The sequence below is a fragment of the Algoriphagus jejuensis genome (genome assembly GCF_039523455.1).
In the GTDB taxonomy this organism is placed as follows: Bacteria; Bacteroidota; Bacteroidia; order Cytophagales; family Cyclobacteriaceae; genus Algoriphagus; species Algoriphagus jejuensis.
In genome coordinates this window covers 1-13,553 of sequence record NZ_BAAAFI010000005.1, presented here as the reverse complement: position 1 = coordinate 13,553, position 13,553 = coordinate 1, and the positions used below count along the sequence as shown (strand labels likewise).

10 protein-coding genes are annotated in these 13,553 nt (G+C 46.4%); 5 read left to right on the top strand and 5 right to left on the bottom strand.

All coding sequences use genetic code 11. From position 1 onward, the window contains the following. The first annotated feature begins 512 nt into the window (after positions 1-512). Positions 513-1,442, top strand: coding sequence for an alpha/beta hydrolase (locus ABD031_RS06780; protein ID WP_343849680.1), 930 nt, complete (start codon positions 513-515; stop codon positions 1,440-1,442). A 498-nt stretch (positions 1,443-1,940) separates the two neighbouring features. Then, positions 1,941-2,477, top strand: coding sequence for a toll/interleukin-1 receptor domain-containing protein (locus ABD031_RS06775; protein ID WP_343849679.1), 537 nt, complete (start codon positions 1,941-1,943; stop codon positions 2,475-2,477). Positions 2,478-3,001: 524 nt separating this feature from the next. Here the strand turns inward: ABD031_RS06775 and ABD031_RS06770 are convergent. Together ABD031_RS06770 and ABD031_RS06765 are read right to left on the bottom strand one after the other, a co-directional pair. Further along, positions 3,002-3,937 carry an SH3 domain-containing protein gene (locus ABD031_RS06770; RefSeq protein WP_343849677.1) on the bottom strand — a complete coding sequence of 312 codons (936 nt, stop codon included), beginning with the start codon at positions 3,935-3,937 and terminating at the stop codon, positions 3,002-3,004. 235 nt (positions 3,938-4,172) lie between these two features. After that, positions 4,173-5,396: an alpha/beta hydrolase family protein gene (locus tag ABD031_RS06765; RefSeq protein ID WP_343849676.1), complete on the bottom strand. Its 1,224-nt coding sequence runs from the start codon at positions 5,394-5,396 to the stop codon at positions 4,173-4,175. Between the two features lie 289 nt (positions 5,397-5,685). Between ABD031_RS06765 and ABD031_RS06760 the strand changes: the two genes are divergently transcribed. After that, a complete protein-coding gene (locus ABD031_RS06760; protein ID WP_343849674.1) occupies positions 5,686-6,627 on the top strand; it encodes a mechanosensitive ion channel family protein in 942 nt (313 codons plus the stop codon). 386 nt (positions 6,628-7,013) lie between these two features. Here ABD031_RS06760 and ABD031_RS06755 read toward each other — a convergent pair whose 3' ends face one another. Beyond that, positions 7,014-8,105, bottom strand: coding sequence for a hypothetical protein (locus ABD031_RS06755; protein ID WP_343849673.1), 1,092 nt, complete (start codon positions 8,103-8,105; stop codon positions 7,014-7,016). 104 nt (positions 8,106-8,209) lie between these two features. Next, on the bottom strand, positions 8,210-9,061 hold the full coding sequence (locus ABD031_RS06750; protein ID WP_425542716.1) for a sugar phosphate isomerase/epimerase family protein: 852 nt from the start codon (positions 9,059-9,061) through the stop codon (positions 8,210-8,212). Between the two features lie 208 nt (positions 9,062-9,269). On the opposite strand from ABD031_RS06750, the gene ABD031_RS06745 reads away from it, so the two are divergent. Both ABD031_RS06745 and ABD031_RS06740 read left to right on the top strand, forming a co-directional pair. Then, the gene (locus ABD031_RS06745; protein ID WP_343849671.1) at positions 9,270-10,388 is read left to right on the top strand and encodes a hypothetical protein; all 1,119 of its coding nucleotides are present in this window, start codon (positions 9,270-9,272) and stop codon (positions 10,386-10,388) included. A gap of 68 nt (positions 10,389-10,456) precedes the next feature. Further along, the gene (locus ABD031_RS06740) at positions 10,457-11,494 is read left to right on the top strand and encodes an Ig-like domain-containing domain (RefSeq protein WP_343849669.1); all 1,038 of its coding nucleotides are present in this window, start codon (positions 10,457-10,459) and stop codon (positions 11,492-11,494) included. Between the two features lie 254 nt (positions 11,495-11,748). Here ABD031_RS06740 and ffh read toward each other — a convergent pair whose 3' ends face one another. Beyond that, entirely contained in the window at positions 11,749-13,089 is a 1,341-nt protein-coding gene (ffh, locus tag ABD031_RS06735; RefSeq protein ID WP_343849668.1) for a signal recognition particle protein, read from the bottom strand. Positions 13,090-13,553 lie beyond the last annotated feature (464 nt).

The window sequence follows — 13,553 nt, the reverse complement described above, 5'->3', positions numbered from 1 at the left end:
TTTTGGATTTGAAAAAGCAGTTTCTACCTCGGTCTTTTCAAAACCGAAGGTTGCCAAGAAGGAAAAGCACAGGGAAATTAAAAGGGTGATTCCTAGGCTTGAAAATCTGATTTTCAATTCGCTCTATTTTTCTGATAAGTAACGAAATATCAAACACAAGAAGTTACTTTCCCCCAGAAAATCTTTTTAGAGGACCATTGCCAATAATTTGTCCTATCACTTCTCTGCCTCAGAAAATCACCAGAATCAAAACTTGGGGTTGAAAAAGACCCTTGTTCTCAGGGTGAGTTTGAGATTAAGCCTTCCAATCCTGAGTTTTCTATCATGCAGAAGGATTCTATCCCTCAGTTTCCTTTCACTTTCTCCAGTGCCAACAGAAAAAGAACATTTTTACCTGATAGATAAAAAGCATCTCAGCTCCTAACTCCACAGATGGTTCTCAACTTAATTCATCTGACCTTTCCCAGAAAATCAATATCTTACCTTCTATTCAAACCCAAAAACCTATTCCTATGAAAAAGCTTATTAAATCTGGCTTTCTACTGCTATTGCTCAGTTTTTCCGTCCAGACTTTTGCCCAAGACGGGACGATCCATCCGCTCGAAGCCCCTGCCGAACCCAGAGCAATTTTGCTCGGCACGGGAGGAGTTGAAAACCAACCCGCCTCGGAAACGTGGTTTAAGCAGTGGGGAGATCCCATGGCGCGCAACATTACCACCGCGACACTCACACCCTTTCTCCCAGAACCGGGTACCGCAAATGGCACTGCGGTGATCGTGGCACCGGGCGGTGGCTTCAGCTGGCTGTCGATGGGCAACGAAGGATGGGAAGTAGCAGAGGCGCTTGCAAAGCAGGGAATCGCCGCATTTGTACTGAAATATCGCCTGAACCCAACTCCAGAGTCTTTGGAAGATTTCACGGCTTGGATGAACCGACCCCGAACCGCACCGACTTCCAGTTCGGATTCTTCGAAAAGCGTAACACCCCCGCCTCCGCCACAGCGAAACCTTTCCAACCAATTGGAAGACGCCGAGGCTGCTTACGCCATGATCCTCGATCGGGCCAAGGAATGGGGTGTTGATCCATCCAGAATCGGTATGATCGGCTTTTCAGCAGGAGCAGGACTCACTATGCATTCCACACTTCACTCCAAAACGATGAAGCTCGCCTTCATCGGCCCAATCTATGGTGGCATGGGCGCAGTTGAAGTACCGGAAAATGCTCCGCCGATGTTTAATGTAATCGCCACCGATGACTTCCTTTTCCTTGGTCAGACTGGTGTCATCGAATCCTGGTACAAAGCCGGAAAGCCGGTCGAATTCCATCTTTACCAAAACGGTGGTCACGGCTTCGGACTCGGAAATCCCAACCGTACCAGTAATCGCTGGTTTGATGCGTTTATCTACTGGCTGGAAGTCAACAAGTTTCTCGAAGCTTCCTGATCGGATGTAGATTAAATTAGTTCCGATAATCAGATAGCAGGATTTAATTGCTCTTCCGTATTCATAAAGAGCGATAAAATCTTGCTTTTTTTCCTTTCGGACAGCGTTTCAGATTGCCTCAACCTCATATCGTCCGCATCTCCAAATCTCCTCTGGGCTAGGTATGGAATAGGTTATGGACTCGGTGAGTTCACAAAACGCCTTGTTATCAATATAAAATGCTTAATTCTCAGCCCTGAGTCTCTGGCTATTTAAATTGACTGCTGCAATCAACGGGGCGCCAATCGGAAATTTTGGGCCCTGAAACTGTTTTAGATTACACCCATGGGACCTCAATTATTTTCGATTTGCCCTATCAAATACTCTGTATAATCTAGAGGCTCAATAGATCGCGCCAAGCAAAATCGCCTTGGCGTCACACCATTGATTTTAAGTTTTAGAGTTAAATCGAGATGAGAAATAAGTTAACTTATTTGATTAGAAACGTTCAATTTTCATTTGGCCAACTTCGACGAAATCCGGAAAAAACTTGAAGGCAATGAATTGAATCGCGGATACATTTCGGAAATGATTCAGCAGTATGATAGTCTTTCGGTAAAGATTGCCTTATTGGCAAATGCAAGTCTCAAAAAATTGTTTAACCCGTATTGGATTGGCTGCCCACCCGGTATATTTCTTTCTTACAAATGGAACGGCGTCGGCTCTAGAGACTATGTTCAAAAGCTATACGACTACCTAACCGCGCTCGGCTATCATGTTTTCTTTGATCGGAATGAGTTATCTGAAGATGCCGACACCTATTCAGAGGTGCCAGAATTCATCGCCAATGTGACCAATTGTCAATATTACCTTTTGACGGCCGACTATATCACGGCGCGCAGCGGTAAGACAAGCTGGATTTATGACGAGTATCAACAGGCCATTGCTCTGGTAAACCGTGGAAGAATATGCCTCGTACCGGTATTGGTAGAAGAAGGAGGAACCACAGATTTCTTCACAAAAGAAAACACTATCATCTTGGCAAAGGACATTTAAGACTTCAAGAGTCTGGAAAACGTCTTTTATCCAATTCACTTTAATCTCAGTGCAGAATACAAAGCTATTTTAACTGATGTTCTGAACGGTTTCGACGTACTTCTTTCCCAAAGGAGCTGGCAAAAAGCCGAGGCTTTTTTTGAGCAGGCCATCTATTTCAAAGACTTTCCTGATTACCAATTTCGGTTGCTGGTATATAGTCTATGCCAAAACAATCTTGCACAAGCAAAAGATAGTTATAGACAATGCGAAGAATTTACTGGCGCTTTACAGCTTTCACGACTTCTGGGTTGCTATGGCGAGATCTACCGTTTACCCAACTTGACAGAAAATCTCAATATCCTTCGTCTCGACTAGCTGAGTTTGTAAATCACCTCTCACACGGCTTGAGGATTAAAGTACCGGCAGCTGCTGAATTTAATTCCGTTATTTGAAAGGAGCGATTCCATCTCTGCAACGCGTAGACTAATCATTCCAGCAGAAGCTCAAGGGAGTCGCCGAGACAGGTTCTACATTTTCCCAACTCACTCATGCACAAAATATCCGAAGTCCGCAAAGGTAGGGGTGAGCCACCACAAGCTATTGTTGAAATATTTCTTGTTTACGCGTCCGGCTTGGGATTGGAGCGGAATTTTAACACTACCGTCAGCGTTCCGGGTAGCTTTCTGCAAATTGTTTTCAGGAACCACGGCACAAATATGGCCTGACCTATTCTCATTTGCATTTCTGGCGGATATGATGCAGACCTTTCCTCTATTGGCTTCGGTTTGGAGTTCATTGAGGTCAAAGACTCGCTTCCAACCAAAATCATCCCCCCATTCCAAAAACCAGCGTAGCAGACTATTGGCGTTCAGTTCATTGACAGTTTGGCCATATTGTACAGGCACTTGGATCCTATTGCTCAGATCGATCAGCGCTCTGCTTGACCACCAAACGCGAGGCAAATAAGCGCCGTTGAGGTAGCAATAATCGTGAGCGTAAATATTGCAATAAGTACTCGTGGAGTTGGGAGCATATCGGTCGCTTTGCTCTACATTGATCCAATTGACAATGTTATGAATGGATGCAGAAGCCGCAGGCACTGTACTTCGGTCACGGAACGGCCGATTGGGTTCTCCGAGCGGATAGGCTCGACCCGTGATGACATTGCGGACGACGCTTGTCCTGTTTTCCGTCATATGAACCGGCTTTACCAGGCTCGCAAGGAACGCATTAGAAACCAATGGTGGACTTGGAACTGCAGCGGATTGTACTGCCTGCAAAAAACGATGTGCAACAAAACCCGTAGCAGCCGCCGCACCGGATTGTAGAATCCTTACTTCCCACCAATCCGGAACAGAGTCCGCAATTTTCTCAACAAGTTGACCGTTGGAAAGCACCGCAATTATGTTTCGGTGGGTCTCAGAATTTGGAGTGCTCCTCAGTCGAAGTGAATTGGCTGTAACCTTGTATGTTGCCATAGTTTTTCGTTTTAAAAATAGAGTTTCTGAAAATAAGACATTTACCAATAAACCACGCTATCAGACGTTACCTTTCTTCCAACTAAATCAGTCTAAAAATAGCTGAGACCAGCTCAAAAAAGACGGTAATGGCTTTTCCAAAATGGGAATCAACCCTGCATCAAACCCCATCTCATTCACCTACAAAAAACCGGAATAAAAATCCAACGTTCCTGCTGGAAGTCGGCAAATCACTTTACTTCAACCCATACTGCATATCGGCAAAATCCAGAACCTTTCCCCAATCGTAAGCGGTCAGATCGTGTTTGCCTTCTCGCAGGTGATAGCCGACGTTTTTTTGGTGGATGGTCTGCACTTCGAGTTTATAATCCTCCGGAAAATCTAAATCCAGCCCATAGATCTCCGAATAAACCTGAGATCCGATTTTCAGCGACAAAAACTCACCCTTTGGATCTGCCCAAGTATCATCTTTTGAGCTTCCCACATATACCGCCCGAGGCGCAATACTCGCTATCAACTGATGCTGATCGAGGGGAAGTTCGTCTTCCTTGTCGTTGTAGGCCTTAAAATTATCGCTGAACCAATACGGAAAGCCCGTATTGATCCGGTTGACCGTTTCTCCGATCATGCGCTTGGACAGGGCCGCGCCTCCGCAACCCGATTCGTTAGAAATGGTGATCGCCCAGCGGGTGTCATTTGCTCCAGTCCATAGGGCTGCCTTGCCCCCGCGGCTATGACCGATGACTGCGGCGCGAGAAGCATCTACTTCGGGATCTTTTTCCAAATAATCCATCACTCGCACCGCTCCCCAAGCCCAGGCAGACAAGCCTTTCATTCCATTGGGCATAGTCTTTTGCTCTGGATAGAGCTCGTCCAAGATTCCCACGGTATAGCGATCAGGATCATCCGGAGACACAAACTCCACATCAAAGATCGCCGCTGCATAGCCCCGGCTTACGATTTGCTCCACGGGGAAAAATCGATTCTCTATGTCTCCCGTCACCGTTTCCACATTTCGATGACTGATCAAAACAAACACCGGAACTGGCTTGTTGGCATCCTTCGGTAGGTAAAGCTTCACCTGCATGATTTGTGTTTTTCCCTTTCGGGAAATATAAATCGCCACCTCCTTAAGGTTGGAATACTTCGAATGGGGATGATTGGGCTGAGCTTTCACCTCAAAGGCTATCTGATCAAAATCCTTGGGAACTTGACCGTAAACCTGATCCGCAAACTTGGCAACCAGCTCCGGCCTCCTTTGGTATTCCCAATCGCCGGGCGTTTTGATCAAGCTTCCATCGTAACCAACCAACACATCCGGCAAGATCAGATCCGGCACCTTGCTTTCGTCGTAGTGGATGGGGCGCTGCGCCAGCACAAGCTGCTGAGCTCCCAAAAAAATCATAGCCATCAGGCAAGTGAATCGAATCATCGTTTGCGTAGAATCAGTTTCAATCATTTCAATTTCGAGTTACACAGCCCAAGTCAAAAGGCATTCAACGTCAGCCATCGGAAACGTCTTCGTTAAAATACTTCAAATCCTTGAAAAACCCTGGATTACCAGAATTTCTGCGAGTCCGAATTCCCCACCCAATGGCGAAACACCCGGGCATTTGGATTGCCGGTGGCATGGTTGTTGGATTTTTTCTAATCCAATCAAGACAGATTTGGCTGAAAATCACCAAATCAACTGATGTCTGTAAACTCCGGAGTTTCAACCGGCATTTTTAATCAATCCCACAAAACATATGAATACAGGAGAACTAATTAATGAACTATTTGATAAACTTAAAGGATGGGCAGTAGCCATTGTAAGAATGCTTCCCAATATTGCCTTGGCATTTTTGATCGTCATTATAGGATTCTTTGCGGCGCGAATTATCAGCAATTTCGCAAAGAAGCAGATGACAAAATATCACGTAGATAAGACGATTACGGGTTTCCTCGGTAGGATCTTTTTCATCGTCGTGTTAGTGTTCAGTGTGATGATCGCTCTCTCAATTCTTAACCTTTCGGGAACAGTGGCTTCCATACTGGCAGGATTGGGTATTATCGGTTTGGCCTTGGGATTTGCGTTCCAGGACACCGCAGCCAATTTTATGTCCGGTATATATATCACGTTTAACCAGCCGTTTTCCATCGGTGATGTAATACAGGCGAAAAACGGAATAATGGGAAATGTGGTTGATATAAGCCTCAGAGTCACGAAAGTAAAGACATTTGACGGTCCGATTGTGTATGTCCCTAACCGCTTCCTGTTCGAAGAGGATTTCACCAACCTCACAGAAACAGGTCAGCGCAGATTGAGAGTCGAATGTGGTGTGAGCTATGGAGATGATTTGGAAAAAGTCGAACAAATTGTATTTGACGCTCTGGAACAGACTCCAGGGAGAATTAGCGGAGAGGAGATCACGATCCACTGGGTAGAATTCGGAGACAGTTCCATCAACTTCACAGCCAATATCTGGTTGGATTACACCAAAGAAAACAAAGCGTATGTTGGTGCCAAAAATTATGCAATTAAGGCGCTTAAGAAAGCATTCGATGCAAATGATATCATGATTCCGTTCCCGATACGTACTCTAGATTTTGGAATCAAAGGTGGAGTTACTTTGAAGGAAGAAGTACAGGATTCCGGAATTTTGGAGATCAATAGTAAAGACCAAGTCAATCGCGGCAAAACTGCTTAAAAAGAACGGACGCCGCATCAATCTAGTCAAGGCGGGCGCGGGCAACTTTCCAAAAGACCTAGTTTCCTGTAAGCCGATGGGCAATCAGATCAACAGATCGTGACCTATTACCCCGTTTAAAAGGGATAGGCACTAGCTCGACCCGAACAAGTTAATTGCAATTAAATTCCCCTTCTTTTTGAAATTCTTGATTTGCGCATGCAAAACGTCAGGCGAGAGAATCAGCTAAATGAAGAGGTAAAAGAGAGAAATATGAAGCCCCTCGATCAGCAATGGTCTAAGGGCTCTCTCATTTAAATTTTCGCCTTGTTAACCAAACACCGATGGAATTTTATTGAAATGGACGTCAAAAAAGTAACATCTGCTATGCACTTATGCCACTTCCACTATCTCCTCAAAAGCTCCTCGATCCTCTCCCAACTTCCATCCAAAGCTTCGTCGATCCAGCCATTCCACATCGTTTGGCCGGCCTGATCCAGTCCATGATTCGTCCCGGTTTCATAGAGCTCCTGTAACCGGTTCATCTCGCGATAGGAATCTAGATATGCTTCATTGATCTGTGCTTGATAAAAGTCAAGATTAAGCTCCGTATTTTCCAATCGATAGATCAATCGATCCGCCACAATCCTCACCACATCAAAGTGCCGCTGCTCATGATTTAGCCCATAGTCACTCGGAGTCTTAACCCAAGACTGCATCGGAAGCATGTATACATTGATCTCCAAGGTCTGCACCACGGCACCCGAATCCATCAAAGAAACTCCTTCCAACGAGAAGCTGGTAAAAATCGTCGCATTGTTGCGGCTGGTGGGTCGAGGCCTGGCTTTGAAATCATCCCACACCAAGGGCCGCTCGGGCTCATAATACACCTTATCATCCGTGGACTCTTGCTTTTGTTCGATGATATCCAGACGAAAGGTCTTGGCCAGCGCCCGATTGCTCAGGTTTTGGTTTTTGATCCAGTTGTCAAAATAAACAAGGGAATTTTGAAATAGCCGGTTGACAACCTCCTCCACCTTGTCCATGCGGAAACCCGAGCGCTGGTATTGGATAGAGCCCGAATAATCCAAGAGGTGCACTGGATCGAAGCTGCCAATGACGAAAAAGCCGAGTCCCAGTACAATCTCCCCTTCGTAAAGCTCACTTTGTGGGTTGAGTTTTTCCTTCAATTCCAACTCAAAAATCCTGACCTGAATTTCCTTCTCTGCGGAATCTCCGAAATTGACGCCCTGGAGAAAAAACTCCATCGCCGCATCTTCCAAATCTCCCTTGATCTCCACTGGAATCCTGTGCCCAGCCCGCTCGAAAACCTCTCCGATATCGGATTTGTGTATTCGGTGATCCATGACCTCCGAATAACGGTAGTTCGTCTTAAGGGCTGGCTTTTCGCCGGGGATAAGGTTCAGCACCACTTTTTGAGCCGAACTTTTCTCGGAAAGAAATAAAACCAAGCCTATGAAAACGAACAGGAATCTCACGTAAGAAAGGTAAAAAATCGATTTGGCTTTTTTACTGCTCTTCGTTTACAATCAGACGCTTCTTTTTCCGGAGCAAGGTATGCCTGAACACTGACCTTCGAAGCTCACTTCTTCAAACTGTGCAGATATGCTATGCTCTTCGGCACCTGCTGGTAGTAAGTTTCGCTTTCATCCTCCAGGTAAAAATGCTCCACGCCAGCTTTCTTGGCGGCTTTGAGGATGGCTGGCAGATCCAACTGTCCGGTCCCAAGTGCCACGTCATTTTCAACCGGTGTTCCACCTGACATATTACCAACGACTCCCTTTCTCAGGTCTTTCATGTGCATCAGTTTGAAGCGATTGCCGTATTTCTTCAGCAAAGCCGCCGGATCTGCTCCCGGAAAAAACGTCCAAAGGATATCCATTTCGAAGCTCACGTACGCTGGGTCTGTCTCCTCCATAATCAGGTCAAACAAGGTTCCCTTGCCGTAGGGCTCAAATTCGTAGCCGTGATTGTGATAGGCGAAAGTCAGCCCATGTTCCTCTTTGAGGATTTTGCCAACTGCGTTGAAATCAGCAATGGTTTGCCGAGCTGCCTCTTCGGTGAACGCTCCGGTATGCGGCACCCAAGCTACTCTCACATATTTCGCTCCCAAGGTTTTGGCATTTTCCGCGACCGTAGCGGTCTGTTCCATTAGGTCTTTGTACCCCACTCCAAATGACGAGCAGTACATTTCTCGCTGATCGAGTTCCTTCTTGATGTCTGCCGCTGTATGTCCAAAAAGGTTGGAAAACTCCATGTCCGTGATCCCCATCTGCTGCAGCGTATCGAGCGTAGCCGGAAGGTCTTTTGCAAAGCTTTTTCTGTAGGTATAAGATACCATTCCCGGCATTTCGGGGAAAAGCATTTTTTGCGCATGTAGCTCCTGCGTCAACAAAAGCAAAGCGCATAAAGAGAATAAAGATTTCTTGAACATGGTCTTTTTGAGAAAAAATTGAATCCCAAGTTAATCTTCCTTTCCAATCCCACAATTTTTCTGATGGATTGTGTCTGGAGAAAAAAGCATCCGCAGCTCAAATTTCCTCGGTTGCCTTGGCTCCACTGAAGTAATTCTACTTTGATCGAAGTCCAATTTTCCATAAATTCCTTATTCACAAACAGATAAATCATAAACCCAACATACCATGAAAAAGTCAGCAGTAATTTTTGGAGTATGTGCGCTCTTCGCGGTCATAGCCGCATTCACCTTTCCAGGCAAGGAGTTACCCTACAACTTAAAGGTCGGCACGCCCGAGATCAAATCGATCACCTCACTAGCCTTCGGCCCGGACGGAATCCTGTTTATCGGAGACTCCAAGAGTGCCTCGGTCTTTGCGGTGAACACCAAGGATGCGAGTAGCTCGGAGTTGCAGTCGATCAACATTGCCGGGATTGACAAAAAGTTAGCCGCGACGCTGGGAACGACTGAAGATAATCTCTCCATATTGGATATCGCAGTGAACCCAATTTCCAAGAGAGTATATCTGGCGGTTCAGTCCGGAGATGGCACTCCCGTTTTGTTGAGCATCGAAGGAGAAAGCTTTGTTCCTGTTTCCTTAAAGGACGTAGAATTTGATGCGGTAGCGCTGAACAACTCCCCGGCGGAAGATGCAAAAGATGGTCGAGGAAGACCGCTGCGGGTTTCTTCGATCTCTGATTTGGGTTATGCCGACGGCAAGTTGATGGTCAGCGGCCTTTCCAACCAGGAGTTCAGCTCCACGTTCAGGAGCATCCCCTTTCCATTTACCAATGCGCAGGATTATGCCTCCTTGGAGATTTTCCATGCAGCCCATGGCAGATATGAGACAACTTCTCCGATCAAGACTTTTACCACAGCCGAGGTAAATGGAAAGAACTACCTGATCGCCAGCTACACCTGTACCCCCTTGGTGCTTTTCCCCATGGATGAATTGAAAGCCGGAACTCACGTCAAGGGCAGAACCATCGCCGAAATGGGAAGCGGCAACCAACCGCTGGATCTCGTGAGCATGGAGAAAGACGGCAAATCCTTCCTGGTGATGGCCAATTCCAACCGACCTGTGTTCCGGGTGGATTTCGCGGATATTGAAAAATTCCAAGGTTCGCTGACCGAGCCAGTCACAGCAAACTATGCAACCGAAGGCGTTGACTTTGTCTCTATTCCAATGACCAATGTCTTGCAACTGGACAAGATGAACGACGACACGATGGTCATCTTGCAGCGCAAATCCAATGGCTCTCTCGATCTATGGTCTACTGAAGAATCCGGGAATTTGCTGAAGTAATGAATTGTAGCCGGTTTCAAATCAGGTTGTGCGCACTGCATAGCCTGATTTTTTTTAGTCTTTTTCTAGTGGTTTCCTGCGGAAAAAAGTCGGGAAATGAGATTTCTATTACATGGGAAAATGAGCGGGCGGTAGGTTTAGTCATCCCGGCTGACTTGTTGGGAAAACCGGATTTCGCCCAATTGACTGTCCGTCTGGTTCAGGAGGGAAATAGCGTTCCGATCTTGGGAGAACTCCAAGAGATTGACACGGGTGTTCTTTTTACGCCGCTTATTCCTTTTACCAGAGGGCAAAGCTATGCCGTTCTGTATGCAGGTTCGGTCATCGAAACTATCGCCATTCCGGAGCTACCCGATGATGAGGCAAACCTGGCTGTGACTGAAATTTATCCGACTCAGGATACCCTTCCGGAAAACCAGCTGAAGCTATTTATCAAGTTCTCCCGCCCGATGCGAGAAGGCGAATCCGCCTCCTATGTTACACTTTTGAACAGCGATGACGACACGCTGCAAGGTGTATTTCTCGATCTCCAACCTGAACTTTGGAATGAAAATCAGACGATGCTGACCCTCTGGTTAGATCCCGGTCGGATCAAGCGGGACTTGATTCCCAATCGGGAAATGGGCGCTCCGCTGGAAACCGGTCAATCCTATCGTGTGGTTATTTCTGAGCGATGGAAAGGCAAACTGGGAGGAAAACTAGACCAAGTCTATGTCAAAGACTTCGTGGTAACGACACGAGATAGTACCTCACCGAATCCACTTACCTGGATTTTAGATATTCCAAAAGCTGGTACTTCTGAATCGGCGAACCTCGACTTTTCCGAGGCCTTAGACTTCAGCCTGCTTCAGGAAGTTTTCCGGATAAAAGACAAAGAAAATCAAAAGATCACAGGAAAATGGGAGATTGGTTTTGAAGAAAAAGGTATCCAGTTTACTCCCGAAATCCCATGGAAAAAAGGCAAGTATGTCGTCGAAATCGAAAGTCGACTGGAAGACTTGGCTGGAAATAATCTGAACCGACTTTTTGAAATCGATCTCCTAAATCATTCCAAAGTAGCTGAAGCATCAGATTTCAAGAAATTGGAATTTGAGATTAGAGAATGAGTTGGACCACTTTGTGGTCGTTGTATGAATCTGACATCTTCAAATCCACGGGTTGCACCCGTGAGGTGAAAACTGAGGATCGAACAAAAAATACCAGTTAACATCCCGACCCCGAAGGGTGTCAAACTAAACGACTTCGATCGCGCAAACATTCGAAACTCGCCCAGCCATAACCTCCATGTCTCTGCGTCCACTTTGCGTCTCGCTGTGAAAAATCCTAAAAAAAAGCGGAATTTCTTCCGCTCTTACTTTTCTTATCTTCTTCCTCCACCCGGAGGCATCATTCTACTCATCGCCGCTTTGGCCCCACCCATCTTATTCATCTGCTTCATCATCTTACGCATATCGTCAAACTGCTTCATGAGGTTATTCACCTCGATGATCGTACGACCCGAACCGTCTGCGATCCGCTTTCTTCTTCTCCCGTCGATGATATCCGGCTGCTGACGTTCCTTTGGAGTCATGCTACGGATGATCGCTTCGATCGGCTTGAAGCTGTCGTCATCGATATCCATGCCTTTCATCGCTTTGCCCATGCCTGGGATCATTCCGATCAGGTCTTTGATGTTACCCATCTTTTTTACCTGCTCGAGCTGCGAAAGAAAGTCGTCAAAGTTGAAGTTGTTCTGACGAATCTTGGTATTGATCCGCTTGGCCTCGTCCTCGTCAAAAGACTGCTGAGCGCGTTCCACAAGGGAAATCACGTCACCCATGCCAAGGATTCGCTGTGCCATACGATCCGGATGGAACACATCCAGATTCTCCATCTTCTCCCCTGTGGAAATAAATTTGATGGGCTTGTTCACAACGTGGCGGATCGAAATCGCCGCACCACCACGGGTATCCCCGTCAAGTTTGGTCAGGACGACTCCGTCAAAGTTCAGTCTTTCGTCAAAAGTCTTGGCAGTATTCACCGCATCCTGACCGGTCATGGAGTCGACCACAAACAAGGTTTCTGAAGGATTCAAGGCTCTTTTTAGCTCCTCAATCTCTTTCATCATCTGATCATCCACTGCCAAACGACCCGCAGTATCGACGACTACCGTCTTTTTACCGGTCTTCTTGGCATAGGCAATCGCGTTGGTTGCGATGCTCAGGGCATTCTTATTTTCAGGCTCGGCATATACCTCCACACCAATCTGCTCGCCCAATACTTTCAGTTGGTCAATCGCCGCCGGTCGGTAGATATCGCAGGCCACAAGCAGTACCTGACGGCCTTGTCTCTTGAGCAAGCTTCCAAGTTTACCGGTGAATGTAGTCTTACCCGAACCCTGCAAACCTGAGATCAGGATTACCGAAGGTTCTCCGCTGAGCTTGATATCGACTTTGGAACCGCCCATGAGCTTGGTCAGTTCCTCTTGGGTGATTTTGACTAGGAGTTGTCCCGGAGAAACAGAGATCAAAACGTCACGGCCCATGGCCTCTTCTTTGATCTTGTCGGTGACTTCCTTGGCTACTTTATAGTTGACGTCGGCATCGATCAGGGCTCTTCTGATCTCCTTTACGGTGGATGCTACGTTGATTTCAGTGATTTTCCCGGTTCCCTTCAGGGTTTTGAAAGCCCGGTCAAGCTTTAAACTTAAATTATCAAACATTCGGCTCTGTATCTATAGGCTGCAAAAGTAATGATTTTGAGGTTTTGGAGAGAAATAAAAGCGGGGAAGTTTGGGGGTGGGAAGTGTCACGCTGAGCGGAGTCGAAGCGTAGGAGGTTTGGAAGTAGGAAGTAGGGGTGTCCGATGACCGGTGTCGGATGCAGAGGGAAAGGAAAAACCAAGAAAATACCTACGACCCGAAAAAAGACCGTTTCGTTTTCAGGAAGTCTGATATCTTTAGGGAATTGTTTTTGAAACCATGGCAATCGGCTCAGAGACTAGTCCATTTGTTACAGCCAAGAACGCAAGTGCAAAAAGATTAAAATATGACCTTTGAAGATTTTAAGAGACAACTGGACAAATCAACACAGGAAGATGAGGTAGGGATAGTTCATTAAACTGTGTCTAGGGTTTAAACTTTGTATCAACCCATTCCCTTAGTTGGCCTAGGCCAACTAAGGGAAT

Coding starts and splice junctions, on each gene's coding strand:
- ABD031_RS06780 (WP_343849680.1), top strand. CDS start 513: ATGAAAAAGCTTATTAAATCTGGCTTTCTACTGCTATTGCTCAGTTTT.
- ABD031_RS06770 (WP_343849677.1), bottom strand. CDS start 3,937: ATGGCAACATACAAGGTTACAGCCAATTCACTTCGACTGAGGAGCACT.
- ABD031_RS06765 (WP_343849676.1), bottom strand. CDS start 5,396: ATGATTGAAACTGATTCTACGCAAACGATGATTCGATTCACTTGCCTG.
- ABD031_RS06760 (WP_343849674.1), top strand. CDS start 5,686: ATGAATACAGGAGAACTAATTAATGAACTATTTGATAAACTTAAAGGA.
- ABD031_RS06750 (WP_425542716.1), bottom strand. CDS start 9,061: ATGTTCAAGAAATCTTTATTCTCTTTATGCGCTTTGCTTTTGTTGACG.
- ABD031_RS06745 (WP_343849671.1), top strand. CDS start 9,270: ATGAAAAAGTCAGCAGTAATTTTTGGAGTATGTGCGCTCTTCGCGGTC.
- ffh (WP_343849668.1), bottom strand. CDS start 13,089: ATGTTTGATAATTTAAGTTTAAAGCTTGACCGGGCTTTCAAAACCCTG.